The sequence below is a fragment of the Niveispirillum cyanobacteriorum genome (genome assembly GCF_002868735.1).
Lineage (GTDB): Bacteria > Pseudomonadota > Alphaproteobacteria > Azospirillales > Azospirillaceae > Niveispirillum > Niveispirillum cyanobacteriorum.
In genome coordinates, this window is record NZ_CP025611.1 from 2,296,342 (window position 1) to 2,321,467 (window position 25,126).

Genomic DNA, 25,126 nt, shown 5'->3' on the forward strand with positions numbered 1-25,126 from the left:
GCGATACCGGCGAAAGAAAAAGGGGAGCGGATTTCCGCTCCCCTTTTTGTTGTCTGCGGGAAATGGCGTCGCTCCCTCACCTCACTCCGCCGGCACCTGCGGCGGTGCATTGTGCAGGCGTTCTTCCTCTTCGATCTTGCGGCGGATGATGCCGATGGGCTGCACACCCCTGGCGAACATGCTGTACAGCACGGGCGTGATGAACAAGGACAGGGCCGTACCCACCGTCACACCACCCACGATGACCCAGCCGATGGCCATGCGGCTTTCGGCACCGGCCCCATGCGCCAGGGCCAGCGGCAGCGCACCGAACACAGTCGCGATGGAGGTCATCAAGATGGGGCGCAGGCGCAGACGCGAGGCCTCCACCACCGCATCCATCAAGTCATGCCCTTCCTCGCGCAGCTGATTGGCGAACTCCACGATCATGATAGCGTTCTTGGCAATCAGGCCGATCAGCATGATCAGACCGATCTGCGTATAGGTGTTCAGCGACATGCCCGTCAGGCTGATGGCCAGGATGCCCCCCAGGCCCGCCGGCAGCACCGACCCCAGGATCATGGCCGGCAGGCGGAAATTCTCAAACTGTGCCGCCAGCACCAGGAAAGCCACCAACATGGCCATGCCGAAGGCGAACCAGATGGCGCTGCTGGCTTCCAGCTGCAACCGCGCCGCGCCTTCGAAATTGATCCGCGCCTCTGCCGGCAACACCTCGGCGGCAGCCTGCCGCACTTCGCGGATGGCGTCACCCATCACGGCACCCTCGGTCAGGTTGGCCGTGATGGTGATGGAGCGCAGGCGGTTATACCGGTTCAGTTCGGTGGCACCGGCCACGTCGCGCACCTGGATCAGGTTCGCCAGCGGGATCAGCTGCCCCGTGGTGGTGCCCGTCGTGGAACGGACGAAGATGTTGGACAGGTCGCGCGGATTGGCACGGTCCTGCGCCTCTGCCCGCAGCACTACGTCATACTCCTCACCCCGGTCCAGGTAACGGGTCACCAGCTTTTCACCCAGCATGGTTTCCAGGGTGGTGCCGATGGTGGTGACGGGCACGCCCAGGTCGGCGGCGCGGTTACGGTCCACCGTCACATAAAGCTGCGGCTTGGTTTCATCATAATCGGCGGAGAAGCCGGTGAGACCCGGATATTGCTGCAACCGGGCGATCAGGGCATCGCGCCATTCGGCCAGCTCCTCGAACGTGTTGCCGCCGATCACGACCTGCAGCTGGTTGGCCGAGGCACCACCGCCCAGACCCGAGGGCAGGATGGGCACGATGCGGGAACCGGGCATGGCCGACAGTTTCGGGCGCAGTTCATTAACCATTTCCGGCACGGTACGGTCGCTGACGCGTTCGGCCCAGGGTACGGTACGGAATACGACCATGGCGCGGTTCACACCAGAGCTGCCGCCAAAGCCGGGATTGACGATGGTCAGGATGCTGTCCACCTCGCCCGACTGCAGATAGGGCTGCAACAGCCCTTCCACCCGTGCCACCTCCTGCATGGTGTAATCCATGCTGGCACCTTCCGGCCCGGTGATGGAGATGCGAGCCACGCCACGGTCTTCCACAGGTGCCAGCTCGCTGGGCAGGGTGCGGCCCAGCACCGCCGTCAGGACCAAGGCACCCGCCATCAAGGCCATTACCAGCATGCGGGCCGACAGGGCCTGACGCAGCAAGGCCGTATAGCCACGGGTCAGCATGTCCAGGAATGCCTCGGACAGGCGGAAAAGGCCACGCGCTTCCTGATGCCCGCGCAGCAGCTTTGACGACAGCATGGGCGACAGGGTCAGCGCCACGATGCAGGAGAAAGCGATGGATGCCATCAGCGCGATGGCAAATTCCCGGAACAGGCGGCCCTGATCACCAGGCAGCATGGACAAGGGCGCGATCACGGCAATCAACACGGCGGTGGTGGCGATCACGGCAAAGCCGATCTGTCGCGCCCCGCGATAGGCGGCCAGCAGCGGTGGTTCCCCCTCCTCAATCCGGCGGGAGATGTTTTCCACCACGATGATGGCATCATCCACGACCAAGCCGACGGCCAGCACAAAGGCCAGCAGTGTCAGCACGTTGATGGAGAAACCCAGCGCCGCCATCACCCCGAAGGCCGCGACCAACGACACCGGAATGGCGATGACGGGGATCAGGGTGGCGCGGAAGGTGCGTAGGAACACCCAGACCACCAGCACCACCAGCCCGATGGCAACCGCGATGGCGTGGAACACTTCATAGACAGACTGGCTGACGAAGGTCGCGTCGTCCTGGCGAACCTCCAGCTTCATCCCCGGCGACAGGTTCTGACGGAATTCGCCCAGCAGCTTGCGCACGCCTTCGGACACTTCCATCGTATTGGCGGTCGATTGGCGGATGATGCCCAAGCCAATGGCGCTGCCGCCATTGATTCGGAAATCACCACGGTCATCGCGGGCCGCAACCTCTACCCGGGCCACATCGCCCAGGCGGATCCAGTTGGCCCCGTCCTGACGGACCAGGATGGAGGAGAATTGTTCGGGGCGGTTCAGACGCGTGTCGGTCCGCACCGTGAATTCACGCTGGCTGCTTTCGATACGACCGGCAGGCAGTTCGGCATTTTCACGCCGGATCGACGCTTCGATATCCTGCACCGTCACCCGGCGCGCCGCCATGGCGTTGCGGTCCAGCCAGACGCGCATGGCAAAGTCACGCCGCCCGCCGATGCGCACCGAGGCCACGCCCGGCACCGTGCCCAGCGCGTCAAGGTAATAGCGGCGCACGAAATCGGTCAGTTCCAACTGGTTCATACGGTCGGACGACAGCGTGATCCACATGATGGGGTTGCTGTCTGCATCGACCTTGCTGATTTCCGGCAGTTCGGCTTCTTCGGGCAGGCTGTCGCTGATGCGGCCCACACGGTCGCGCACATCATTGCTGGCGGCGTCGATATCGCGGTCGATCTCGAACTCAACCGACACGGATGAGCTGCCTTCGCGGGAGCGGGAGCGGATGGTCTTCACGCCCTCGATGCCGTTGATGACGCCTTCGATCCGTTCGGTAATCTCGTTATCTACCACCTCGGCGCTGGCGCCGGGATAGGTGGTGCTGATCGACACGATGGGATAATCGATCTTCGGCAGCTCGCGCACCGGCAGCTTTTCATATCCCAGGACACCAAACACGACCAGCATGGCGCTGATCACGAAGGCGAGCACAGGACGCTGGATCGAAATGTCGGAGATCACCATGGTGAGGTTCCCAGGCGTGTCGCTGTCATGTCCATGTCGATGCCGCCCCGGCGGACCGGATGATCGGGGCGGCAGAGGGGCGACCGCGAACGGTCACCGTCAATTCGCCGTCAGGGCGCGGGCCGGGCGGCGGATTGCGTGCCGGTGGCGGCAGGCGCACTGACGATTTCGGCCTGCACAGGCACGCCATCACGCACCTTCTGCACGCCGCGTGTGATGACCAGTTCACCGCCGGTCAAACCATCCGCCACTTCCACCACGCCGCGCGACCGGGCGCCGATGGTGACCGGGCGGCGTTCCACCCTGCCCGAGGCCACCAGGAACACGAACTGCCGGTCACCGACCGGCACCAGCGATTCCTCCGGCACCAGCACGACATTGACGCGGTTATCCAGCGTCAGGCGGACCGTCATGAACAGGCCAGGGCGTAGACGCCCGTCTTCATTGTCGATCTTTGCTACGGCGGCGACGGTGCGGGTGACGGGATCGATACGGGTATCGATGGCCGACACCTTGCCCAGGAAGGACTGGTCGGGATACAGCGTGGTCTGTGCCGCGATTTCCATCCCGTCGCGCAGATAGCGCAGGGAGGATTCAGGCACCGTGAATTCCAGCTTCACAGTGCGGGTATCGTCCAGCGTGGTCACCGGGTCCGCCGGACGGACCAGGGCGCCGGGACTGACTTGCCGCAGGCCGGTATAGCCGGTAAACGGCGCCCGGATGGTCAGGTCGGCCAGACGCGCCTGCACCGCCCGCACTTCCGCATCATTACCGGCCAGTTGCAGCGCCAGTTCATCAACGCGGGCCTGGGCCACATTCTGCTTCACCAGAAGGGCGCGGGCGCGGTCCAGCAACTGGGCCGCATTGCGGCGCCCGGCTTCGGCCACCGCCAGATTGGCCCGAACCTCGCGGTCGTCCAGTTCGATCAGGACGGCACCGGCCTGGACCAGTTGGCCTTCGGTGAAATTGATAGACTTGACGAGACCGGCTGTCTTGGCCGTCACGGTCACCGCCTCATTCGCGCGCAATGTACCCACGGCGTCAAAGGTGACGGCGATATCACCCCGCGTCACATGGGTGGCGACGACATTCACGGGCCGGGCGCCCGCCTGCTGCTGTGCGGCGGGTTTGGCGCCGTCGCGCCCGGTCATGTACCAGACGCCGCCGCCAATGGCGACGATGGCAACAGCCGTGGCAATCTGAATTGGCAGGCGCATTTTCCTGTCCGATCTTGTCGGTGCCGCCGCAAAGGGTGCGGCGCTACCGGTCCATGTCATTGAAAAGCCATTCTATCCCACAGTGGAGACAGCAAGCTTCGTTAATTGTTTTTGTCAGGCATCCGCAGACGTCCGTAAAGACGACTTTCGGCGGCAAACCCCGGTCAGGATACCGACACAATTCAACTAGAGCGGACGGCCCGATCCTCCAACCCCCCAATTGTTACGCAACTGTAACCGGCGGCGGTAGGGGACAAACTTTTACATTTGAAGGAAAAGCCATGCAAAAACAGCGGGGAAGCTGCCTGTGAACGGTGAGACCGGCCGGTTAGTCCGGTGCCTGAAACCGGCGTTCGGAGCAGTGTGAAACCCACTTATCCACAGCAGGGCGCTCAGAGGGGGCCCGGCAACAGAGATATGGATACGGGAAAAACCAGACCAACTCGTCTATCAGGCAGCGCTGCTATTCTGGGAACGCCGCGACATGACCTCTGCCAGGAAAGCACGGTCAACAGCGGGATAACGCGACGGCATTTCCCGTTCGATCCGGTCCATCAGGTCTTCTGCTGCCATGGGGCCATTATACTCCGCATAAAGCAAATACCAGGCGGCGAAGGTTCGACCGGCAATGCGCGGGTCCTGATCATCGCCCAGATCGGCAAGAACCCAATAGCCGAAACGCCCATCGGCCCGTTCGCCCACGAACGGCAGCTTGGTCACCGGCAGACGGTGCGCCGTATGTTGATAATTCGCGTTCTGCTGGGCCGGTTTCGACATGGTGCGACAACGGATTGAGGGGATGCGGGTGGGGTTGGACTCTGTTAAACTGCCGTTTACAAGTAATTGGCAAGAAACGACTATTAACTACTATATACGGTAGGAATCGGGATGCAACGCCTGTTCAGGTTACGGGATGACCATCCACTTGTCACATGTGCGGATGGTTATGTCCGAACGGGTGGGGTGACGCGGCGCTCCCTTCTGGCGGGGGCATTTACCCTGCTGTTGGCGCCTCTGGCCCGCGCCACCGTTGCCGATGCGGCAACATTGGTGAAGACCAACAGCCTGCCCGGCGCGGAGATGGCCGCCTATCTTGACCGCTTCCAGGATTTCCAGCGGGAATCTGGCGCACCTATCACCGGCGACCCGTTATTCCAGGCGGAAATGGCGGCGGCGCGGGCGACGGGCGCCATCCGTCTGGCGGAAGGCGCCTCCTTCCTGCGTGATGACGCGGAATTAAGCTGGATCGCGCGCCATTATGCCGCACAGCTGGCGGCGGGTGCCCCGTTCGCGCATGAGGATGCGGGCGGACGCCATCCCGGTGACCGCATCGCCCTGCTGCACCGGCGCATGGTGGGGGTGAATGCCGAAAACCTGTTCACCAACAGCGTCTTCGATCCCGACCGGGCAGAGGCGGCGGGACGGCTGGCCGTGGATAATCTGATGCAATCGCCAGGTCACCGGGCCAACATCCTGGACCCTCGCTGGACCCATGCCGGATGCGGCGCGGCGGCGGGACGGGAGGGGTTCTTCCTGGTGCAGCTGTTCGCCGAACGCGCCGCATTGCTGGTGGAGGCGATGCCCATGCGCCTGTCCCCCGGCAAGCCCCTTCCCGCCGGCAGTCAGCAGGCCGCCGAGGGGACCTTCAGCGGCATGGCGCTGGTGCCCATGGACCGTGAGGTGGCGGCAGAGGATTTCATGCGGCCAGGATCAGCCACGGCACCGGCCCGCACAGGACCGCACCGCAGCTTCTTCGCGCGCACGCAGGAAATGACGGCCCGAACGGCGAAATTCACCATCCATCCAGGGCCGATACTACTGATCGCTTAAGATCTCAACAGGCCGGCGACCGCCGGCCCGCCGCTCGTGCGACGTGAGCCAAGGGCGCGAATGCACCCGCCCGGCGCCTGAGGGAACATACAAAAATTCAATGCCCGTGGCCGCCACCGGCGGCCTTGCCGGCCTCGGTCTGCACATAATGGCGGCCGCAATAGGGGCAATCGACGCTGCCCTTGGGCGACAGGGTCAGATAGACCAGCGGATGGCCCAGCGCGCCGCCGCCGCCATCGCAGCCGACGGTGTCTTCGTCGATATAGATGGTCTCGGCCGGCTGCATGTCTGTCGTTCCTTGAAGCTTACTGTTCGGGTCCCGATATCCGGGGTGCGGCGCATCATACTCCGGCGCGCGGTTTGCGCAAGAGAGCCAGCCCCGCCCCTGTCCGGCCCCTGCCCTTCGGCAAATTGACCGGCGGCGGCGGTGGGTGTACGCCAGACCCATGTCCCGCGACAAACAATGTCGCTCACCCTTCGGGAACCCATCCCCCATGCCTGACAGCCTGAACCGCCCCGCCGATACCAAAGCCACCGGCAACGCCCCCGCCGCCGCTGTGGAGATCAAGGATCTGCGCAAGACCTACCGCGGCACGCCCAAGTCCCCGCCCAAGGAGGCGTTGAAGGGCATCTCGCTGACCATTCCGCGCGGGTCGATCTATGGCCTGCTAGGCCCCAATGGGGCAGGCAAAAGTACCACGATCAACATCCTGGCCGGTCTGGTGAACAAGACCAGCGGCAAGGCCAGCATCTGGGGCATCGATATCGATGAGCAGCCCCGGTCGGCCCGTGCCGCCATCGGCGTGGTGCCGCAGGAACTGAACCTGGACCCGTTCTTCACCCCGCGTGAGATCCTGGATTTGCAGGCTGGCCTGTACGGCGTGCCCAAGTCGGAACGTCAGACCGATGCGCTGCTGGAGGCGGTGGGCCTGAAGGACAAGGCCAATGCCTATGCCCGCACCTTGTCGGGCGGCATGCGCCGCCGTCTGATGGTGGCCAAGGCCATGGTGCATGCCCCGCCGGTCCTTGTTCTGGACGAACCGACGGCCGGCGTGGACGTGGAACTGCGGCAAAGCCTGTGGGCGCATGTGCGCGAATTGAACAAGGCCGGCACCACCATCGTCCTGACCACCCATTACCTGGAAGAAGCGCAGGAACTGTGTGACACCATCGCCATCGTGAACCATGGCCAGGTCGTAGCCTGCGAGTCGACCGAAAAGCTGCTGGGCCGTATCGACAGCAAGGAAATGGTGGTCACCCTGGATGCCGACCTGACGGAAGTGCCGGAGGCCTTCCGGGGTTTCGACGCCAAGCTGGACGGTCCCCGCCGTCTGGCCATCCATTACAAGCCCAGCCAGACCCGCGTCGCCGACCTGCTGGGTGCCATGGCGGCGGCGGGGCTGGCCGTGAAGGACCTGTCCATGGTCGAAAGCGACCTGGAGGATGTGTTCCTGGAAATGACCCGCGCGCCCGCCGCCTGAGGTTGCCTGCATGCAGCCCCGCACCATCCGCGTCATTGCTGATGATTACGCCCTGTCACCGGGCGTTTCAGAAGGCATCCTGGTGTTGGCGCGGGCCGGGCGCCTGTCGGGGACCGGTGCCATGGTGCCGGGTCCGCGCTGGCGCGAGGATGCCAGACGCCTGCTGGACACGCCCGCTGGGTTCCAGACGGGTGTGCATCTGACCCTGACGGGTGGCCTGTCGCCCCTGGGGCCAATGCCGGCGCTTTGCCCCGATGGGCGGTTCCCGAGTTTGGGTCGGTGGCTGGCCATGGCCCATGCCGGGCTGCTGTCGTCGGGGTCGGCGCAACAGGACCTGTCGGCAGAGATCGCGCGACAGCTGGATGCGTTCGAAGGGGCGATGGGCCGGGCCCCTCACTTCGTGGACGGGCATCAGCATCTGCATCTTCTGCCCGGTATCCGGCCCCTGCTGCTGAATGCCATCGCCCGCCGCTATCCGCCCGGTTCCGTCTGGCTGCGCGATTGTGCGGAACCGGCGGGACGCATTGTTCGGCGCGGCGTGACCGTCGGCAAAGCCCTGTTCATTGCGTTTCTGTCGCGCGGGCTAGCCCGGCGGGCGGCCTCCCATGCCATTCCCACCAATGCCGGTTTCAGCGGCATTTATGGGTTTGAGGGCAACCTTCCCGCCTTGATGGAGCGTTTCCTTTTCGAATTGCCGGCTGGTGCACTTGTGATGGTTCACCCTGCCCTGCCCGATGCGGAACTGGCCGCATTGGACCCGGTCGTAGCCGCGCGGCAGGCGGAAATGTCTTACCTTGCCGGGCAAGAATGGCCAGCCGCGCTATTTCGAGCCGGGCTGCGGCTTGGATAACGTCATCTTATGGCTTTCGGATAGGTTCAGGCCCGCGACAAGCGCGCCCAACGGTGGTACGATCTTGTACGATTCGCTGGTTTCAATACGGTCGCGAATCAGCGTTTGACCGGCAGCGCGGGATTGCCACATTGGAAATGAATACCGTTCTTTTTGTGATCGGCATATTGGCCGCCATTGGGGCGGTTAGCATCGCGCTTGTGCGTCAGGTCCTCTATTACTCCCGCCGCGCCCACATCACCCGCGTGACGGAGCAGAACCGCGAACTGCACCGCAAGCAGGAAGAACTGACCAAGACCTATCGCGATGGGCAGGAAAGCGTGCGTCAGGCGGAGGTGGAACGCAAGGCCGCCGCCACGCAGTTGCTTGATGCCCAGCGCCGCCTGAAGATCGCCAAGGAAGACAATTACGTCATCATCCACGAGGTGAATGAGCAGACGGGTTCGCGCCGCCTATTCGTGGTGGCCATGACACTGGGCAGCAGCCTGACGCTAGGCCAGAACATCGTGAAGGACTGCAAGTTCCGCAACGTGAAGCATTTTATCGAAATCTGGGCCGACAATGCCGACGATGCCAACCGCATCGCCCGCACCAACTTTCCGCCGGACAATGGCTTCATCCTGTCCAAGGCCGTGCCGGCCAGTCCGGCCGCCATCGCGGCGGAGTAAGGCCCATGCTGATCCAGGTTGGTGTCATCCTCGTCGTTCTGGTCTCCATCGCCTATGCTGCGGCGGTCATGCGCCGCATCGAATCCGATGTCGTGCAGTATCAGCGCGATCTGCGCGCCGTGGAGGAGGACCAGCACAAGCTGGAAGTGGCGTGCAACACCCTGCGCGGCCTGTGCAATCAGGTGGGCGAGGAAATGGCGAAGCTGCGCGCCGACATCACGGAAGTGACGGACGCCCGCGCCCAGCTGGAGGCGGAGATCAACGCCCTGTCGGAAGCGCCCAAACAGCGGCTCTACATGTTCGACAAGGGAACCATCGGCCATGGCAAATTGTGGGAAGTGCTGATCACCAATGCCGGCGGCAACGAAAGCAGCGTGGCGGGCGATCAGGCCGTGGAATGGGCCAATGGCCGCACCTATATTGTACCAGGAACGACCGATCGCGATGCCAAGTTCCGGGCGGAACCGAAATTCCTGCCCTCGATGGGATATCGGATCATGAAGGTTGAACGGTTCCGGCGCGCCTGACGTCAATCCTTATCCTTGGGAGATGACGCCACCCAACGCCGGACGGGGAGGGAGGCGTCATGGCCGATGCGGTCATCGAGTTCCCGACAGGGCAGGTGCGTCAGCGTCTATCGGGCGCTGCCGACAAGCGCCTGCACGCCGCCTTTGCCCAGTTGCGCGCCGGCTGGCGCCGCGATGCCGGCCTGTCGCCCGAACGGCGTGATGAGGCGCTGGACCATCTGGGCCGCGCCTTGGTGAAATATCAGGCAGCCCTGGTGGAGGCCGTGTCGCAGGATTTCGGCAGCCGGTCCCCGCACGAGACGCGGCTTGCCGATATCCATGCCAGCCTGTCGGCCATCCGCTTCGCCCACCGGCATTTTCATCGCTGGATGCGGCCCCGCCGCGTGGGCGTGGCCCTGCCCTTCCTGCCGGGCCGCGCACGGGTACAGCCGATGCCCCTAGGCGTGGTGGGGATCATCAGTCCCTGGAACTACCCCATCCAACTGGCCCTGGTGCCGCTGGTCGCCGCCATTGCCGCCGGTAACCGCGTACTGCTGAAGCCGTCGGAACGCACCCCGCGCACCAGCAGCCTGCTGGAACGGCTGCTGGCAGAAGTATTCGACCCGTCGGAGGTGGCGGTGGTGACGGGGGATGTGGACATGGCGCAGGCGATCACCCACCTGCCCCTGGACCATCTGCTATTCACCGGATCCACCGGGGCAGGACGGCAGGTGATGCGGGCGGCGTCCGATGCACTGGTCCCCATCACCCTGGAACTGGGCGGCAAATCGCCGGCCATCATCGGCCCCGGCTATGATCTGGAACAGGCGGCGGGACGCATTGCTGTCGGCAAGCTGCTGAATGCCGGCCAGACCTGTATCGCACCCGATTACGTACTGGTGCCGCACGGGCGGGAACTGGAGTTCGTGGAGCATTTTGAGCGCGCGGTGACGCGGCTTTACCCACGGCTAGGCGACAACCCGGATTACACATCCATCATCAGCGACGTACAGTATGAGCGCTTGCTGGGCCTGATTGACGATGCCAGACGGCGGGGTGCCCATGCGCGCTTCATCAATCCGGCAGGCGAAGCGCTGGAACCGGCGCGGCGCAAGCTGGCCCCGACCCTGCTGTGGCAGGTACCGGAAGATGCTGACATCCTGCGGCAGGAGATTTTCGGACCCGTCCTGCCCATCCTGCCCTATACGGCGCTAGAGGAGACGGTGGGCATCGTGAACAGCCGTCCACGCCCCCTGGCGCTCTACCTGTTCAGCCATCGCAAACTGGATGTGGATTTCGTGCTGGCCCGCACACGGGCCGGCGGCGTTACGTTAAACGACACGTTGCTCCACGCGGCCCAGGATGCGTTGCCCTTTGGCGGCATTGGGGAAAGCGGCATGGGCGCTTATCATGGGGAGGCCGGTTTCCGGACCTTCAGCCATGAACAGCCCGTTTTCAGGGCCAGCCGGTTCAGTGCCGCCCGCCTGATCCGCCCCCCCTATGGCGACCGGATCGACCGGATCCTGCGCTGGCTGATCCGGTGACCGCTTTCGCCGGAACCGGGATTGCGATAATCAGGAAGACATGGATATCGCCTCCCCCACCTTGTTGACCGCCGCCGATCCGGCGCCCGTCCGCATCCTGAACCAGAACGCATCCAGCCCCCTGCTGCTGGTCTGTGACCATGCCGGCAAGGCGGTGCCAGCGGCCCTGCATGGGCTGGGGGTGCATGATGCGGAACTGGACCGGCATATCGGCTGGGATATCGGTGCGGCGGCGGTGACAGAGGGTCTAGCCCGACGTCTGGACGCGCGGGCGGTGCTGTCGGTCTATTCCCGGCTGGTCGTGGATTGCAACCGCTGGCCCGACAGCCCGACCCTGATGCCCGCCATCAGCGATGGCACGCCGGTCCCCGCCAACCAGGATCTGTCAGACACGGCCCGCGCCCTGCGCATGGAGGCCCTGTACCAACCCTATCATGACGCCATCACGGCGGAACGCGCGCGCATCCAGGCACAGGGGCAGGTACCCGTCCTGATCTCCATCCACAGCTTCACGCCGCAGATGAACGGATTCCAGCGGCCTTGGCAGGTGGGCGTATTGTGGAACCGCGACGGGCGGCTGGCCTTGCCCATGCTGGCGGCATTTCGGGCCGAGGGCGACCTGACCGTCGGCGACAATGAACCCTACAGCGCCCGCACCGGCACTGATTTCACCATCATCCACCATGGAGAGGCGGCGAACCTGCCCGTGCTGATGCTGGAAATCCGTCAGGACCTGATCGCGGATGCAGGCGGTGCCGATGCCTGGGCGGAACGGCTAGCCCGCCTGCTGCCGGGCGTCATCGCGGCCGCTGGGTGCTGACAGCCGGGATCAGCGCGCGGCTTCAAACTCTTCCAGCAGGGCACCGACATCCAGCGCCTGCAAGGCGGCCAGCGCCTGGCTCAGATCGTCGGCGCAACGGCGCAACTGCTGCGCATGGAAGCTGATATTGGCGGCGTGGGTGGCGATGTGACCGTGGGGCAGACGGGTGCGCATATCGATGACCATTTGGGTCCCCCTGCAAGAGCTGAGTCCGATACTTTTGGTTATATATTCTTGTCTTGACCCCATTGATACACGGCTTGACGATTGTATCAATCACAAAAGTAACGCCCAGTAATAGGTTAAAATTTTAGGTGGTTTCCTTTAAAATCGGGTCGGGATACACCATTTGCGTCGACACGTTCGACCAATCAATCCCAGGGAAGCCTGACCATGGACGACCAGACCCGTATCGAGCTTGAAGCCGCAGCTTTCCGCCGTTTGCTGGCACATTTGCAGACCCGCACCGATGTTCAGAATATCGATCTGATGAATCTGGCGGGTTTCTGCCGGAACTGCCTGTCGAAATGGTACCGCGCCGCCGCCGATGAAAAGGGCGTGGCCGTCAGCGATGCCGAGGCGCGCGAGCATGTCTATGGCATGCCCTACGATGAATGGAAGGCCAAGCACCAGCGTGAAGCCACCGCCGAACAGAAGGCCGCGTTCCTGCAGGCCAACGCCCACTGAGAGTCGGCGCGGGTTTCGCACAAACAAAAACCCCGCTGTCCAGCAGGACAGCGGGGTTTTTCGTCACAGGGACAAGCCTGCCTGAAATATCAGGCGGCCACCTTGCGCTGTTCGACGGCGGCGGTGAAGTTCCGCAGCATGGCATCGATCAGGCCCGACATGTCCTCATTGCTCTTGGCCGTCAGCAGGAAGCGGTCCTGGACGATCTCGTCGTCCGACCACTTGGCGCCAGCGGCTTCCAGGGCGGCGCGGGCGCTGTCGGCGCCGGTCACGGTACGGCCCTTGATACGCTCCACCAAGGCCAGCAGCTCAACGCCCTTGCCGAAGGCAACGATGCCCTTGCCGCTGTCGACGAAGCTGCCAATGATGCGGCGAGTATGCGGGTTGGTCGCCAGCTTGGCCACCGAACGGTCGCCACCCGGCAGGACCAGCAGGTCGAAATCGGCGGCCAGCACTTCACCGACATGACGGTCGGTCGGGAAGTAATGGCCCCAGGCGGCGCCGTGCCAGCCATTCACCAAGCCCTGTTCGGGCGAAATCACCTTCGGCTTGGCGCCGGCCTTCAGCAGGGCGCGCTGCGGCTCGGTCATCTCCAGCTCTTCGAAGCCATTGGCCACGAGAATGGCGATGTTCTTTCCGGCAAGCAGTTGTTCAGTCAAGGTCTCGTCTCCTTCTGGTTGGTACGCCCCGTACGGCACTGGCCGGGCCAATGCGATCCGATAGGCGGTGAACGCGCCGGCCGGGCCGGAACGTTCGGGAATTCCATGCTGAAAGCGGCGCTCGATCCCGGTGTCCCCCGTGTGCGGTTTGGGCCATGGTGCGCCAGGCACCGGTGGCCACAGGGCCCAGGTACGCCACAAGCCATCCGCGCCAACCCGTCATCGCGGGTTCGGTCGGGCTTTGGCCCCCCTGGGTTCCCGCACGGGACCCGGGGGCGGGTTACGTCTTTTCATGCATGGGGCGCTAATTGGCCCTTCGCGCCCGCAACGTCAATCCGCATTTCAGACAATCCTGCCATCCAAGGGTGGTGGAGGCGGCGAATCGGTAGGGGACGAGCGTACACAAAGGGGGCGGAGACGCCCTGCGGGGTCAGTACCAGGGTTGGGTCAACCCCTCCTGTTCAAACGCCCGGATGACGGCAGGCAAGGCGGCGGTACGCGCGGCATGGGTGCCGATATTGGGCAGCAGGCGCGGCGGACGCCCCGCAAAATTGCGGCCCCAGCGCGTCAGCATCAGCAGCATGAAATCCACGATACCCGGCCTGTCGGCCGTCAGCCAGTCCCGCCCCGCCAGCGCCTTGTCTAGCAGATCGAACAATTCCCCAGCCCGCACCTCCGCCGCCTGCCTCACGCTGTCGGCAAGGGCCGCGTCCGCGACCTGCCGCTCGGGGTAATAATAGGCCAGATAGGCGACCTGAACCGAGTTTGTCAGGTGGATCAGCCATTGATAGGCCAGCCCACGTTCCACCGTACCCACGGGCGGCATCAGGCCCGCGTCGGGATGGCGGTCGGCCAGATGCAGCAGGATGGCTGCCGTTTCAAAGATGGGCTGTTCCCCATCCACCAGCACCGGCACGCGTCCCGTGGGGTTCAGGCGCAGATAAGTCGCCCCCTGATGTTCCTTCGAGGCGGTGTCCACCCGCACCATCTCGTATGGCGCGCCAATGGTTTCCAGTGCCATGTGCGGGGCAAGGTTGGCCATGCCGGAATTGCCATAAAGCCTGTACATCGCGGGTCATCCTTGGCTGAGGAAGCGGGAGCCCGTCTTTTTACGGTGCTTTATCCCACCTGTCTGCGCCAAGATGCGGACGGAAAAGGACAAGGAGATCTGGCCCGGATGGCCCAGGACAAGCGATGGAATATGCGGCACATCGTGCGGGTGGCGGCCTTCGGCCTCGCCGGGCTCATCGGCTTTTCCATCCTGTGGGTCCTGGCCTATGCCCTGCTGCCTGTGCCGGCCACGCCGCTGATGGTGATCCGCACCCTGGGCGGGGCCGACTGGAACCATTCCTGGCGGTCCATGGACCGGATCAGCCCACATCTGGCCCGCGCCGTTATCGGGGCGGAGGATAGCCGCTTCTGCGACCATATGGGCGTGGACCTGGATGCGGTCGAAAAGGCGCTGGAGCGCAACCAGACCCATCAGCGTGTGCGTGGCGGCAGCACCATCAGCCAGCAGGTGGCCAAGAACGCCTTTCTGTGGCCCGACCGGTCCTGGCTGCGCAAGGGCGTGGAACTCTGGTTCACCATGCTGGTGGAGACCTTCTGGTCCAAGCGCCGCATCCTGGAGGTCTATCTCAACATCGTGGAATGGGCCCCCGGCGCCTATGGCGCGGAGGCGGCATCACGATACTGGTTCGGCAAGGGGGCAGAGGCCTTGACCCCGCGTGAGGCCGCCCTTCTGGCCGCCATCCTGCCAAGCCCCCTGAAATGGAAGGCAAACCCACCCGGCCGCTATGTCGCGGGTCGTGCCGGCACATTGCAGCAACGGATGGAGATTGTACGCCGCGACGGGCTGGATGATTGCGCGCTGCCGTGAAGGGAGAGCGCTTCGATAATTATCATTTCAGGGGCTGAAGTTAATCCGGCAGCAGCATGACCAGACGCAGGTCGGGTCTGGTTTCCACCGACAGAGTCATCTGACGATAGCGCCGAAGGCCATGGACGGGATGCTGGAACAGCCGTTCGCCCCCTTCCCGCCCCCTGATATCGGCCCCGGCCCAGCGGGCGGCGAATTCGGCACTGCCGGCGCGCAGTTCCGCAATCAGGGCGGTCAGCCCCGTATCCGCCAAATGCCGGCCATGATCGACCCGGAATTCGGCCAGCACGCGGGCTGCGCGCCCCGGCCAATCCACCAGCAGCTTCTTCGCCGCCGGGTCCAGGAACAGGTAGCGCAGCAGATTATGCGGACCCGGCTCATCCAGCCAGCCTGCAAACAGGTCCGCCGCCGCACCGTTCCAGGCCAACAGGTCCAGGCGGTGATCCAGCGCATAGGCCGGCACCGTGATGGCCGCCACCGCATCGCGCAGCCGGGCACAGGCCCCGCCATCATCCTGTCCGGGGTCGGGCTGCCGTGGGTCGCGGCGGCCCGACAGCTGGAACAGATAGGCCCGTTCCGCCCCCGTCAGGCGCAGGGTGCGGGCCAGTCGGTCCAGCGCCTGGGGCGAGGCCTGGATATCACGGCCCTGTTCCAGCCAGGTCAGCCAGGTGGCGCTGATCCCGGCATCCGCGGCCACTTCCTCTCGCCGCAGGCCGGCGGTGCGCCGCCGCCCCGTCACGGCCAGCCCCAGCACCACCGGGTCCAGCCGCCCGCGCCGGTCGCGCAGAAAGGCACCCAGCAGGTGGCGCTGGTCGGCGGCGGGATCCTCAAAGGGCGGGACAGGCAGCTTCATAGGGGTATTCATACCAGTATAAGTGCTTATCTTGTACCCCCCTTTGGTGGGGCGTAATCAAGAGGAACCCACCCGACGACAGGAAACCACGGCCATGAATGCCCAGTCCGACAGCCAGCACGACCTTGTTACACAGCAGTTCGGTCCCCGCGCCGACGCCTATGTCAATAGCCCCACCCACGCCGCCGGCCCCGACCTGACGGCGCTGCAATCGCTGCTGCGGGGGGCACCCGTGGCGGATTTTCTGGATCTTGGCTGCGGCGGCGGGCATGTCAGCTTCCATGCTGCCCCCTTCGCGGAACGAGTCACGGCTTATGATCTGTCAGATGCGATGCTGGCAGCGGTGGCGGCGGGTGCCGGGCAGCGCGGGCTTGCCAACATCACCACGCGACAGGGCCGGGCGGAGGTTCTGCCCTTCGCTGATGCCAGCTTCGACATGGTGGTCAGCCGTTACAGCGCCCATCACTGGCGCCATGTCGCCCCCGCCATGGAAGAGGCGGCACGCGTGCTGCGGCCCGGCGGCATCTGCGTGATGATGGATGTCTATGCGCCTGCCGATCCCTTGCTGGACACCTACCTCCAGACCATCGAAATGGTGCGCGACCCCAGCCATGTGCGCAATTACAGCCTAGCCGAATGGCGATCCCTGCTGTCCGCCGCCGGCCTGACGCCGCAGGCGCCGCAGACCTTCCGTCTGCCGCTGGGTTTCCAGTCGTGGGTGGACCGGATCAACACCCCGACCCTCCATCGTCCGGCCCTTCTGTCCTTACAGGCAGGGGCGGCGACGGAGGTGAAGGAGCATTTCGCCATCCAGCCGGACGGCAGCTTTACCCTGGACACGATGCTGATCATTTCCATTAAGGAAAATTCAGTGCTTGCCTCTTGACTCCGGCGGCGGAGCGGCGATCTGATAAACCATGATCATCCCATCGCAGCCAGCACCGCCGCTGCCCGCCACGCAGCCGGCCCCGACCAACCCACAGAACAATGTGGCGTTGGCGTCGGCTGGTCTGTTGGCACAGAAGGTGGCCAAGCCCACCGAGACCCAGACCCGCCGCGCCGCCACCGCCGTGGCGCGGGGTGAGGCGGCACGCGAAGGCACCGGCAGCAGCTTTGTCGGTCGCGCCTTCGACAATGAAGCCGCCGCGGTGGAGGCCCGCACGAACCAGCAGCGCCCGCGCGGACGCGGCGACAAGCTGGATGTCAGCGTTTGAGCGATAGGGGTTAATCCGCCGCGCGCTGCATCAGGCGCCGTGTCTCTGCCGGGTCGGTGGAAAGCGGGATGGTGAAGCTGGCGATGGTGCCGCGGCCAGGATTGCTTTCCAGCTTCAGTTCGCCGCCATGGCGCAGAACCAGATCGCGGACCAGCGTCAGGCCCAGACCGGTACCGGTTTCGCCCTGCGTTCCCGGCCGGCTGGCTTTAGGACCGCCGCGCAAGGCCAGTTCAAGCTGCGCCGGCTCCATGCCGACACCCTTGTCGGTGACAGCCACCTCCAGACGGTCACCCAGCGCGCGGCTGGTCACATGCACCACGCCGCCCTGGTGACTGAACTTCACGGCATTCATCATCAGATTGCGCAGCACCGCCAGGATCATGGTGCGGTCGGCCAAGACCCAGCGGTCACCGGCGGCATCCAGGATGGTAATCTCCTTGGCCTGGGCGGCAGACGCCACATCGCGAATGGAATCGCTCACCACCTCGCGCATGGGGAAGATGGTAGGGGCAAACGGCGTGCCCGACATCTGCACCCGTGACCATTGCAGCAGGTTTTCCAGCAACTCGAACACCTTGCGCGCCATTTCATGGACGGTGCGGGCGAAATCCGCCACCTCTTCCGGCTTCATCTTGGGCGCGTGATCGGCCAGTTCCTGGGTCATGCCCAGCATGGAATTGAACGGCCCGCGCAGATCATGGGAGATCAAGGAGAAGAAGCGCGTCTTCTCCCTGTTCAGGAAATCCAGTTCATCATGGGCGGCGCGCAGGTCGGCCAAGGCGCGTTCGGCTTCTGCGCGCGCCTCGCGTTCCGCCATGGCGGCCGTATCGCGAACGGCCAGGGCCCGCAGCATCAGACGCCGCGCCACGAACACCACCACCAGAACCGCCGCCACGAAGCCTGCGACAGAGATCAGTACATCCGTCAGGATCGGCAGTAGGGAGGCACCGGGAGGGGCTACATAGACAACGCGCCAGGGCGCCTGCTTCAACGGGATGGCCACAATATGGCTATTGAAGAAGCCGTGGCTGATCATCCCATCAGGCCCGGCCACCAAGCTGGCGCCGGGCGGCAGGATGTCGGTGATGCTGCGGGGCAGCGGTTTTTCCTGATTTCGGGAAGAACCGGTGATGACATTGCCCGCCTGATCCACCAGCAGCAGCATGCTTTCCACCCGCTGCACGGCGCCCAGCGCATCACGCAGGCCGGCAACAGGGATGTCGATGCCCAATGCCCCCGCATAACGCCCTTGCAGCGTCAAGGGCAGAGCTAGCATGGCGCTGTCGGGGAAATCGCCTTCACGGCCCGACAAGGTCCAGACAGGCCCGGCCATGGGGTTGGCGGCGGGGGCGGCATTCACGAAGGCCGGCAGCGTGCCCACCTGCGACAGCAGATCGGCCTGACGGCTTTCCACCCAGGGATGGATGGCCAGCATGCCCGACAGGGAGGCATAGACCAGCCGCCGCGCCTCCGGCACCACCTTCTGGGTGACAGCCATCAGCGGCAGAAGCTGCACCGCCATGGCCGCCTCCTGCCGCCATCCGGCCTCATCTGGGCGGGACAGTACGGGATTGGCGGGAATATCGCCGGACGGGAGGGCCGCGATATTCCCGATCTGATCCACCAGATAGGGTGGGGGTAGCCGGTCCAGGGAATAGCCCTGTCTGGCATCGCCACGCGGATTGCTGGCCAGGAACGCGGTCAGAAGGCTGCTGGCGGGCACATCTTCGGGTGCAGGATATTCGGCATAGAAGAACTCAGCGCGCTGACGCAGTGCCTCCAGATGGCCGACCGCCACGCGCATCTGCATATCCAGCGAACCGGCGCGGGTGCGGATCTGGCTATTCATCGCCATCTCAAAGGCACGGACACGCTCGCTGGCATGTGACCATAACAGGACGGCCCCGAGCAGGACGCCGGCCAACAGGGCAAGAATCAGCATGCGGTCCGCATGCGCCGCCCCCGACAATGCCGTTCGCCAGCCCTTCCCCGCCACCTGCACCGCCCCTGGTCCGATTATCGCCCGCACAGGCCGAAACCCATGGCCGGAAAGGCATTTGCGGCCTCCGGCGAACTATCGCATCAGTGGTAACACCAAGTGCGGGGCAGGGGCAACGCAGCTACCGGGCAAGACACTTGATTTCCGCAGGCTCTCCGCCACCTGATGGGCAGCACATACGGGCCGATGATTTTTTTTCGAACGAAAGCGCTTGACACCCGGCCCGCAGCTCTCTATCACCGCGCTCCACGAGAGGGGCGCGTAGCTCAGGGGTTAGAGCACTCGCCTGATAAGCGAGAGGTCGGTGGTTCGATTCCACCCGCGCCCACCATCCCCTCCCGGATGTGAAATCGTTGATGCGACAAGGGCCGGCTGCTAAGCCGGCCTTTCGCATTTCTGGCCTGCGGCATCACCCGCCGCCACCGGCGAAGGTCGGGCTTCCCCGCCGCCACCGCCATGCCCATGTGAAGGGCAATCGATCAATCACGACAGACAGGTGGCCCGATGGCCCGATTGCCTTCCATCTTCATCTCCCATGGTTCGCCCATGCTGGCCCTGGAACCCGACGCCCCTGCCCACCGCTTTCTGAAGGGGCTGGGCGGCATGGTGGAACGGCCAAAGGCAATCCTGGCCGTTTCGGCGCATTGGGAGACAACACGGCCCGCCCTGTCCCTGTCACCCCGTCCGGCGACCATCCATGACTTCCGGGGCTTCCCGCCCGCCCTCTATGCCATGCAGTACCCCGCCCCCGGGGCACCGGCTCTGGCGGAACGCGCGGCGGGCCTGCTGGCGGCACAGGGGCTTGATCCGGCCCTGGTAGCCGACCGTGGGCTGGACCATGGCGCCTGGACGCCGCTCAGCCTCGCGTGGCCCGATGCGGATATCCCCGTCACACAATTGTCGGTACAGCCGCACCTGTCCGCCGCCCACCACGCCACCGTGGGCGCGGCCCTGCGCCCCCTGCGGGACGAAGGGGTGCTGATCCTGGGGTCCGGCAGCTTCAGCCATAATCTGATGGAGTTCAGGGGCCAGGACCCCGATGCGCCGTCTCCCGCCTGGGTGACGGTCTTTGCCGACTGGATGCGTCAGGCGCTGCTGGAAGGCCGCCACGACGATCTTCTTGCCTGGGACCAACTGGCACCGGAGGCCCGACGCAACCACCCCACGCCCGAACATCTCTGGCCGCTCTACAGCGCGCTGGGCGCCGCCACACCGGACACGCCAGCCCGCCTGCTGCACAGCAGTACCGACCGCGCCATCCTGGCCATGGATGCGTTCGCCTTTGATTGAGGGGGCCGCAGAAATGAACAAGGGGCGGCCCTCTGAAGGCCGCCCCTTGTCCCGCACCTTCTATATGACGCCCGATTAATCGGCAGACAGTACGCCGCGTTCCACCTGATCGCGCTCGATGCTTTCGAACAGGGCGCGGAAATTGCCCTCGCCGAAGCCGTCATCGCCCTTGCGCTGAATGATCTCAAAGAAGATCGGGCCAATCACCGTGCTGGTGAAGATCTGCAGCAGCAGGCCGCCGCCGGGCGCACCATCCAGCAGGATGCCGCGCGCCCGCAGCTCTTCCGTCGGCTGGCCATGGCCGGGCAGACGCTCTTCCAGCATGTCATAATAGGTGCCGGGCGGCGGGGTCATGAAGGTGACGCCGTTGGCCTTCAGCGCGTCGAAGGTCTTGATGATGTCGTTGGTCGACAGGGCGATGTGCTGGATGCCCTCGCCCTTATATTCGCGCAGATATTCCTCGATCTGGTCGACGCGGCCTTCGACGCCCGCACTCTCATTGATCGGGATACGAATCTTGCCGCACGGTGCCGTCAGCGCCCGGCTTTTCAGGCCCGTCAGCTTGCCTTCGATGTCGAAGTAGCGGATCTGCCGGAAATTGAACAGCTTGGCGTAGAAGTCGTACCAATGATCCATGCGGCCGCGATGGACATTGTGGGTCAGGTGATCAACCTCAACCAGGCCACAGCCGACCGGGTTCTGATCCACACCGTCCACTGGCACGAAGTCGATATCATAGATGGAGGCGGCGGACCGGTGGCGGTCCACCAGATAAATCAGGCTGCCGCCGATGCCTTCGATGGCGGGGATGTTCAGTTCCATCGGGCCGACAGAACCCTTCACATCCTTGGCGCCCAGTTCCAGGGCGCGGCGATGGGCAAACGCGGCATCCTTCACGCGGAAGGCCATGGCACAGGCGCTGGGCCCATGGTCGCGCGCAAACTGCTGCGCCATGCTGTCCTTCTCGCCATTGACGATGAAGTTGATGCCACCCTGGCGGTACAGGGTCACATTCTTGGACCGGTGGCGGGCGACCTTGGTGAAGCCCAGAACGGTGAACAGGCTGTCCAGCGCCGCCGTATCCTCAGCCGTGTATTCCACGAATTCAAAGCCATCGGTGCCCATGGGATTGTCCCACAGATCGCCCACGATCTGGCCGTTTTCCACGCGCGCCGTGCCGCCGTCCGCCATCTTGATCTCCTGTGAAAATCTATCGGTTGGGGAATTGTTGTCATGATAGGGCCGAAGGCCGGGGCATGTCCTTGCGAACTGCCCCCGGATTCTGGCAGTGTTGGGTGATAAATTGCGCCAATACACTAATCAGGGGCAGAATATGGGTAGCATTGGTTTAGACGCGGCAGATATCCGCATACTTGCTGCATTGCAGCGCAATGGCCGCCTATCCAATGTCGATCTGGCCGATCAGGTGGGATTGTCGCCCAGCCCCTGCTTGCGCCGGGTGCGCGACCTGGAGGAACAGGGCTATATCCAGGGCTATACCGCCATCCTGGACCGCAAGAAGCTGGGCATGGGTGTCGTCGCCTTTGTCGAGGTGAAGATCGACCAGAATGCCGAAGGCGACGCCGATTTCCGGCGCGGCATCCTTCTGCTGCCGGAGGTGATCTCCTGCTTCGTGATGACGGGCACCATGGATTACCTGTTGCAGGTGATCGTGGAGGATCTGGACAGTTTCGCTGACCTGTCGATGCGCAAGCTGCTGTCGATCAAGGGGGTGAAGGAGGTGCGGTCCAGCTTCGTGCTGGATGTGGTGAAGCACTCCACCGCCGTGCCATTGCCGAAACCAACCTGATCAAGGCAGAATATGGCGTAAAGTGAACCTGATCTAAGGGAGGAATTGCGCAAGACCCCCACTACCCCGGCACATCCGCAAGGAAATGCCCCGCCCCTGGCGCTATCATGGTTTCCAACAATTCCCACATGATTTGGGGACGAAGCCATGAACCAGACGAACGCGCCCGCCAGCGACTTTGCCACGCGCGTCACCGATAGCGGCAAGACCGACACGGCCCTGCGCGGCGATTACAGCCATGTACAGCCCGACTTCACCATCGACCAAGGCTGGGACCATTACACCAGCGCCGACCATGCGATGTGGCGCACGCTCTATGACCGGCAATCGGCCCTGTTGCCGCGCTATGCCGCCCCGGAATTCCTGGAAGGCTTGACCCGCCTGGATGTGCGTGACGGTATCCCGGATTTCCGCCGCGCGTCAGAGGTTCTAGACAAGGCCACAGGCTGGACGCTGGTGGCCGTGCCCGGCCTGATCCCGGAGCGGGAGTTCTTTGAACATCTGGCCGCCCGGCGCTTCCCCGTCACCAACTGGATCCGCAAGCCCGAAGAGATGGATTATCTGGTCGAACCGGATGTGTTCCATGATTTCTTCGGCCATGTGCCGCTGCTGACCCATCCGGTCTTTGCCGATTATCTTCAGGCCTATGGTATCGGCGGGGCCAAGGCCATTGCCCTGAACGGCCAGGAACATCTGGCCCGGCTCTACTGGTACATGGTCGAGTTCGGGCTGATCAACACCAAGGACGGTTTGCGCGCCTATGGTGCCGGCATGTTGTCATCGCGCGGGGAAACACAGTTCTGCATCGAAAGCCCGTCGCCCAATCGCATCGGATTCGATCTGGAACGCGTGATGCGTACCCAGTACCGGATCGACGATTATCAGCAGACCTATTTCGTGCTCGATAACTACGAACAGTTGATGAATGCCACGGCGGTGGATTTCACCCCGCTTTACGCCCGGCTGCGAACCCTGCCGCCCATCAGCCCGACAGAGGTCCTACCCACTGACCGCGTCTTCACCCTGGGCACCCAGGGTGAAGGCCACAAGGCGGCGTAAGGGTCCCCCGACCGGACGCACCGCCTGTGCCCACACCCCGGCCCGTCATAGGGACCGGGGTGTGGTTGTTTGGGACTAGAGCAGTTTTCATCTGACTGAAAACGGCTCCGGCGGCGACCGCCGCCGCGCGGCCCATGCCGCGTAAGCCAAGCTGCGGATGCAGCGCCGGCGATTGAGGCGAACACGCTCTACCGCCGGAACCAGCCCACCAGTTCCATATGCGCCGACCACAGGAACTGATCCACGGGCCAGATATCGGTCAGGCGGTAGCCACCCTGGATCAGCAGTTCGGCGTCGCGGGCGAAGCTGACCGGGTTGCAGGACACACCCACCACGGCGGCGACGGTGGAGGCCGCAATCTCCGTCGCCTGCGCCTGCGCGCCGGCGCGCGGCGGATCGAACACGACGGCCTGGAACCGGTTCAGGTCATAAGGCGTCAGGGGATCGCGGAACAGGTCGCGCTTTTCCGCCGTCACCTTGCCACCCAGTTGCCGGGCACCGCCCATCAGGCTGTTATAGGCGGTCGGATCGCCTTCGACCGCATGCACCTTGGCCTTGGCGGCCAGGGGGAAGGTGAAGGTGCCGCTGCCCGCGAACAGGTCGGCGATCATTTCTGCTTCGCCCACGCCGGCCAGGGTGGCCGCGACCAGGGCCTGTTCGCCCTGCTTGCTGGCCTGCAAAAAGGCGCCGGGGGCGGGGGAAACGCTGACGGCGCCAAAGCCCAGCAGACCCGTACGGCGGAACGCAATAGGCTCGGCCGGCTGGCCCTCCCGTGCGCGCCAGGACAAGCGGGCCAAATCCTGGGAAGCCGCGAAGTCCGTCAGATGTTCCAGGGTGCGCAGGTCGGGCCGCGACAGCCCCTCCAGCACCAGATCCACCCCGTCATCCAGAAGGGTCAGCGCCACATCGATCGACTGACCATCGGCCAGCAGCGGGGCCAGCGCATCACGCAGCGGGGCAACCAGCGCCAACAGCGGCGGGGCCAAGACGGTACAGTCCGTGAGATCGATCAGCCGGTGTGAATGCGCCTCGTTAAAGCCCAGCCACACCCGGTTGCCCCGGCGCACGGCGTTCATGACGGCGCGCCGCCGGCTGCCCACGGGCGTGCGGGCCACCGGATGCAGGGTGACGCCATCGCCCAGCAGGCCGCTGCGCGACAGGACGGTGGTCAGCGCCTCCAGCTTCCATTTCTCATAGGTCGCATCATCCATATGCTGTGCGACACAGCCGCCGCAGCTGCCGAAATGGGTGCAGGCCGGATCGGTGCGGCCTTTGCCTTCCTCCAGCAGGGAGACGGGAACCCCTTCCCAGCCATCGCCGCGATGGGCCCCGAACTTCACCATCAGCCGGTCACCGACCAGCGTTTGCGGCACATAAAGCCGATGGCCCTGCCATTCCGCCAGCCCATCCCCGCGCCCGCCGACACGGGTGATGGAGACCTCCACAGGGCCGCGCGTCGGCGGTTCGGGGGCGGGGCGCTGGGCGGGGCGGCGGGGGGCTTGTCTGCGGGGCGGCATTGATACGGTTCCGAAATATTA

The 25,126-nt window shown here is 64.4% G+C and carries 25 protein-coding genes and 1 tRNA gene; 15 read left to right on the plus strand and 11 right to left on the minus strand.

Translation table 11 applies throughout. The features are described 5' to 3' along the window. Window positions 1-81: 81 nt before the first annotated feature. The 3 genes from C0V82_RS10610 to C0V82_RS10620 all read right to left on the minus strand — a co-directional run bounded on the left by C0V82_RS10610 (window position 82) and on the right by C0V82_RS10620 (window position 5,216). Window positions 82-3,222 carry an efflux RND transporter permease subunit gene (locus C0V82_RS10610; protein WP_102112318.1) on the minus strand — a complete coding sequence of 1,047 codons (3,141 nt, stop codon included), beginning with the start codon at window positions 3,220-3,222 and terminating at the stop codon, window positions 82-84. A gap of 110 nt (window positions 3,223-3,332) precedes the next feature. Beyond that, window positions 3,333-4,439, minus strand: a complete 1,107-nt coding sequence (locus tag C0V82_RS10615; RefSeq protein WP_158659861.1) for an efflux RND transporter periplasmic adaptor subunit — start codon at window positions 4,437-4,439, stop codon at window positions 3,333-3,335. Window positions 4,440-4,889: 450 nt separating this feature from the next. Then, the gene (locus tag C0V82_RS10620; RefSeq protein ID WP_102112320.1) at window positions 4,890-5,216 is read right to left on the minus strand and encodes a hypothetical protein; all 327 of its coding nucleotides are present in this window, start codon (window positions 5,214-5,216) and stop codon (window positions 4,890-4,892) included. A gap of 111 nt (window positions 5,217-5,327) precedes the next feature. Here C0V82_RS10620 and C0V82_RS10625 point away from each other — a divergent pair, with 111 nt between their 5' ends. Beyond that, window positions 5,328-6,269, plus strand: coding sequence for a CAP domain-containing protein (locus tag C0V82_RS10625; protein WP_102112321.1), 942 nt, complete (start codon window positions 5,328-5,330; stop codon window positions 6,267-6,269). A gap of 97 nt (window positions 6,270-6,366) precedes the next feature. Here the strand turns inward: C0V82_RS10625 and C0V82_RS10630 are convergent, their stop codons facing one another. Then, window positions 6,367-6,555, minus strand: coding sequence for a zinc-finger domain-containing protein (locus tag C0V82_RS10630; protein WP_102112322.1), 189 nt, complete (start codon window positions 6,553-6,555; stop codon window positions 6,367-6,369). Window positions 6,556-6,763: 208 nt separating this feature from the next. On the opposite strand from C0V82_RS10630, the gene C0V82_RS10635 reads away from it, so the two are divergent. From C0V82_RS10635 to C0V82_RS10660, 6 genes are all read left to right on the plus strand, one after another. Next, window positions 6,764-7,750 carry an ABC transporter ATP-binding protein gene (locus C0V82_RS10635; RefSeq protein WP_102112323.1) on the plus strand — a complete coding sequence of 329 codons (987 nt, stop codon included), beginning with the start codon at window positions 6,764-6,766 and terminating at the stop codon, window positions 7,748-7,750. A 10-nt stretch (window positions 7,751-7,760) separates the two neighbouring features. Next, a complete protein-coding gene (locus C0V82_RS10640) occupies window positions 7,761-8,600 on the plus strand; it encodes a ChbG/HpnK family deacetylase (RefSeq protein ID WP_102112324.1) in 840 nt (279 codons plus the stop codon). A gap of 137 nt (window positions 8,601-8,737) precedes the next feature. Next, window positions 8,738-9,268 (plus strand): hypothetical protein, encoded by a 531-nt coding sequence (locus C0V82_RS10645; protein WP_102112325.1) that lies wholly within the window; start codon window positions 8,738-8,740, stop codon window positions 9,266-9,268. A 5-nt stretch (window positions 9,269-9,273) separates the two neighbouring features. Further along, window positions 9,274-9,795, plus strand: a complete 522-nt coding sequence (locus C0V82_RS10650; RefSeq protein ID WP_102112326.1) for a coiled-coil domain-containing protein — start codon at window positions 9,274-9,276, stop codon at window positions 9,793-9,795. A gap of 59 nt (window positions 9,796-9,854) precedes the next feature. Then, a complete protein-coding gene (locus C0V82_RS10655; protein ID WP_102112327.1) occupies window positions 9,855-11,318 on the plus strand; it encodes a coniferyl aldehyde dehydrogenase in 1,464 nt (487 codons plus the stop codon). Between the two features lie 40 nt (window positions 11,319-11,358). After that, complete coding sequence (locus tag C0V82_RS10660) at window positions 11,359-12,138, plus strand: N-formylglutamate amidohydrolase (protein ID WP_102112328.1); 780 nt, start codon at window positions 11,359-11,361, stop codon at window positions 12,136-12,138. Window positions 12,139-12,147: 9 nt separating this feature from the next. On the opposite strand, the gene C0V82_RS26850 is transcribed toward C0V82_RS10660, so the two are convergent. Then, on the minus strand, window positions 12,148-12,324 hold the full coding sequence (locus C0V82_RS26850) for a hypothetical protein (protein ID WP_158659862.1): 177 nt from the start codon (window positions 12,322-12,324) through the stop codon (window positions 12,148-12,150). Between the two features lie 207 nt (window positions 12,325-12,531). On the opposite strand from C0V82_RS26850, the gene C0V82_RS10665 reads away from it, so the two are divergent. Further along, the gene (locus C0V82_RS10665) at window positions 12,532-12,825 is read left to right on the plus strand and encodes a DUF1244 domain-containing protein (RefSeq protein WP_102112329.1); all 294 of its coding nucleotides are present in this window, start codon (window positions 12,532-12,534) and stop codon (window positions 12,823-12,825) included. 89 nt (window positions 12,826-12,914) lie between these two features. Here the strand turns inward: C0V82_RS10665 and C0V82_RS10670 are convergent, their stop codons facing one another. Together C0V82_RS10670 and C0V82_RS10675 are read right to left on the minus strand one after the other, a co-directional pair. Further along, window positions 12,915-13,484 (minus strand): DJ-1/PfpI family protein, encoded by a 570-nt coding sequence (locus C0V82_RS10670; protein WP_102112330.1) that lies wholly within the window; start codon window positions 13,482-13,484, stop codon window positions 12,915-12,917. Window positions 13,485-13,914: 430 nt separating this feature from the next. Then, window positions 13,915-14,553, minus strand: coding sequence for a glutathione S-transferase family protein (locus C0V82_RS10675; protein ID WP_102112331.1), 639 nt, complete (start codon window positions 14,551-14,553; stop codon window positions 13,915-13,917). A gap of 108 nt (window positions 14,554-14,661) precedes the next feature. Here C0V82_RS10675 and mtgA point away from each other — a divergent pair, with 108 nt between their 5' ends. Next, window positions 14,662-15,363, plus strand: coding sequence for a monofunctional biosynthetic peptidoglycan transglycosylase (mtgA, locus tag C0V82_RS10680; protein WP_245924063.1), 702 nt, complete (start codon window positions 14,662-14,664; stop codon window positions 15,361-15,363). A 40-nt stretch (window positions 15,364-15,403) separates the two neighbouring features. On the opposite strand, the gene C0V82_RS10685 is transcribed toward mtgA, so the two are convergent. Beyond that, entirely contained in the window at window positions 15,404-16,216 is an 813-nt protein-coding gene (locus tag C0V82_RS10685; protein WP_199772395.1) for a helix-turn-helix transcriptional regulator, read from the minus strand. A 94-nt stretch (window positions 16,217-16,310) separates the two neighbouring features. On the opposite strand from C0V82_RS10685, the gene C0V82_RS10690 reads away from it, so the two are divergent. Together C0V82_RS10690 and C0V82_RS10695 are read left to right on the plus strand one after the other, a co-directional pair. Further along, complete coding sequence (locus C0V82_RS10690) at window positions 16,311-17,102, plus strand: class I SAM-dependent methyltransferase (protein ID WP_102112333.1); 792 nt, start codon at window positions 16,311-16,313, stop codon at window positions 17,100-17,102. 31 nt (window positions 17,103-17,133) lie between these two features. Next, a complete protein-coding gene (locus tag C0V82_RS10695) occupies window positions 17,134-17,430 on the plus strand; it encodes a hypothetical protein (protein ID WP_102112334.1) in 297 nt (98 codons plus the stop codon). 10 nt (window positions 17,431-17,440) lie between these two features. Here the strand turns inward: C0V82_RS10695 and C0V82_RS10700 are convergent, their stop codons facing one another. Then, on the minus strand, window positions 17,441-19,372 hold the full coding sequence (locus tag C0V82_RS10700) for a sensor histidine kinase (RefSeq protein ID WP_158659863.1): 1,932 nt from the start codon (window positions 19,370-19,372) through the stop codon (window positions 17,441-17,443). A gap of 312 nt (window positions 19,373-19,684) precedes the next feature. Here C0V82_RS10700 and C0V82_RS10705 point away from each other — a divergent pair. Together C0V82_RS10705 and C0V82_RS10710 are read left to right on the plus strand one after the other, a co-directional pair. Next, window positions 19,685-19,760: transfer RNA gene (locus C0V82_RS10705), tRNA-Ile, on the plus strand. A 173-nt stretch (window positions 19,761-19,933) separates the two neighbouring features. Next, on the plus strand, window positions 19,934-20,719 hold the full coding sequence (locus C0V82_RS10710) for a dioxygenase family protein (protein ID WP_102112336.1): 786 nt from the start codon (window positions 19,934-19,936) through the stop codon (window positions 20,717-20,719). A gap of 75 nt (window positions 20,720-20,794) precedes the next feature. Here C0V82_RS10710 and hppD read toward each other — a convergent pair whose 3' ends face one another. Continuing rightward, window positions 20,795-21,910 (minus strand): 4-hydroxyphenylpyruvate dioxygenase, encoded by a 1,116-nt coding sequence (gene hppD, locus C0V82_RS10715; protein ID WP_102112337.1) that lies wholly within the window; start codon window positions 21,908-21,910, stop codon window positions 20,795-20,797. A gap of 142 nt (window positions 21,911-22,052) precedes the next feature. On the opposite strand from hppD, the gene C0V82_RS10720 reads away from it, so the two are divergent. Together C0V82_RS10720 and phhA are read left to right on the plus strand one after the other, a co-directional pair. Next, complete coding sequence (locus tag C0V82_RS10720) at window positions 22,053-22,529, plus strand: Lrp/AsnC family transcriptional regulator (RefSeq protein WP_102112338.1); 477 nt, start codon at window positions 22,053-22,055, stop codon at window positions 22,527-22,529. Window positions 22,530-22,676: 147 nt separating this feature from the next. Next, a complete protein-coding gene (gene phhA / locus C0V82_RS10725; RefSeq protein ID WP_102112339.1) occupies window positions 22,677-23,588 on the plus strand; it encodes a phenylalanine 4-monooxygenase in 912 nt (303 codons plus the stop codon). A gap of 188 nt (window positions 23,589-23,776) precedes the next feature. On the opposite strand, the gene C0V82_RS10730 is transcribed toward phhA, so the two are convergent. Beyond that, window positions 23,777-25,105: a class I SAM-dependent RNA methyltransferase gene (locus C0V82_RS10730; RefSeq protein ID WP_102112340.1), complete on the minus strand. Its 1,329-nt coding sequence runs from the start codon at window positions 25,103-25,105 to the stop codon at window positions 23,777-23,779. Window positions 25,106-25,126 lie beyond the last annotated feature (21 nt).

What these genes read in the sequence shown, in the direction of transcription:
- C0V82_RS10610 (WP_102112318.1), bottom strand. Translation starts at nt 3,222, where the DNA reads ATGGTGATCTCCGACATTTCGATCCAGCGTCCTGTGCTCGCCTTCGTG.
- C0V82_RS10615 (WP_158659861.1), bottom strand. Translation starts at nt 4,439, where the DNA reads ATGCGCCTGCCAATTCAGATTGCCACGGCTGTTGCCATCGTCGCCATT.
- C0V82_RS10620 (WP_102112320.1), bottom strand. Translation starts at nt 5,216, where the DNA reads ATGTCGAAACCGGCCCAGCAGAACGCGAATTATCAACATACGGCGCAC.
- C0V82_RS10625 (WP_102112321.1), top strand. Translation starts at nt 5,328, where the DNA reads ATGCAACGCCTGTTCAGGTTACGGGATGACCATCCACTTGTCACATGT.
- C0V82_RS10630 (WP_102112322.1), bottom strand. Translation starts at nt 6,555, where the DNA reads ATGCAGCCGGCCGAGACCATCTATATCGACGAAGACACCGTCGGCTGC.
- C0V82_RS10635 (WP_102112323.1), top strand. Translation starts at nt 6,764, where the DNA reads ATGCCTGACAGCCTGAACCGCCCCGCCGATACCAAAGCCACCGGCAAC.
- C0V82_RS10640 (WP_102112324.1), top strand. Translation starts at nt 7,761, where the DNA reads ATGCAGCCCCGCACCATCCGCGTCATTGCTGATGATTACGCCCTGTCA.
- C0V82_RS10645 (WP_102112325.1), top strand. Translation starts at nt 8,738, where the DNA reads ATGAATACCGTTCTTTTTGTGATCGGCATATTGGCCGCCATTGGGGCG.
- C0V82_RS10650 (WP_102112326.1), top strand. Translation starts at nt 9,274, where the DNA reads ATGCTGATCCAGGTTGGTGTCATCCTCGTCGTTCTGGTCTCCATCGCC.
- C0V82_RS10655 (WP_102112327.1), top strand. Translation starts at nt 9,855, where the DNA reads ATGGCCGATGCGGTCATCGAGTTCCCGACAGGGCAGGTGCGTCAGCGT.
- C0V82_RS10660 (WP_102112328.1), top strand. Translation starts at nt 11,359, where the DNA reads ATGGATATCGCCTCCCCCACCTTGTTGACCGCCGCCGATCCGGCGCCC.
- C0V82_RS26850 (WP_158659862.1), bottom strand. Translation starts at nt 12,324, where the DNA reads ATGGTCATCGATATGCGCACCCGTCTGCCCCACGGTCACATCGCCACC.
- C0V82_RS10665 (WP_102112329.1), top strand. Translation starts at nt 12,532, where the DNA reads ATGGACGACCAGACCCGTATCGAGCTTGAAGCCGCAGCTTTCCGCCGT.
- C0V82_RS10675 (WP_102112331.1), bottom strand. Translation starts at nt 14,553, where the DNA reads ATGTACAGGCTTTATGGCAATTCCGGCATGGCCAACCTTGCCCCGCAC.
- mtgA (WP_245924063.1), top strand. Translation starts at nt 14,662, where the DNA reads ATGGCCCAGGACAAGCGATGGAATATGCGGCACATCGTGCGGGTGGCG.
- C0V82_RS10685 (WP_199772395.1), bottom strand. Translation starts at nt 16,216, where the DNA reads ATGAAGCTGCCTGTCCCGCCCTTTGAGGATCCCGCCGCCGACCAGCGC.
- C0V82_RS10690 (WP_102112333.1), top strand. Translation starts at nt 16,311, where the DNA reads ATGAATGCCCAGTCCGACAGCCAGCACGACCTTGTTACACAGCAGTTC.
- C0V82_RS10695 (WP_102112334.1), top strand. Translation starts at nt 17,134, where the DNA reads ATGATCATCCCATCGCAGCCAGCACCGCCGCTGCCCGCCACGCAGCCG.
- C0V82_RS10700 (WP_158659863.1), bottom strand. Translation starts at nt 19,372, where the DNA reads ATGCTGATTCTTGCCCTGTTGGCCGGCGTCCTGCTCGGGGCCGTCCTG.
- C0V82_RS10710 (WP_102112336.1), top strand. Translation starts at nt 19,934, where the DNA reads ATGGCCCGATTGCCTTCCATCTTCATCTCCCATGGTTCGCCCATGCTG.
- hppD (WP_102112337.1), bottom strand. Translation starts at nt 21,910, where the DNA reads ATGGCGGACGGCGGCACGGCGCGCGTGGAAAACGGCCAGATCGTGGGC.
- C0V82_RS10720 (WP_102112338.1), top strand. Translation starts at nt 22,053, where the DNA reads ATGGGTAGCATTGGTTTAGACGCGGCAGATATCCGCATACTTGCTGCA.
- phhA (WP_102112339.1), top strand. Translation starts at nt 22,677, where the DNA reads ATGAACCAGACGAACGCGCCCGCCAGCGACTTTGCCACGCGCGTCACC.
- C0V82_RS10730 (WP_102112340.1), bottom strand. Translation starts at nt 25,105, where the DNA reads ATGCCGCCCCGCAGACAAGCCCCCCGCCGCCCCGCCCAGCGCCCCGCC.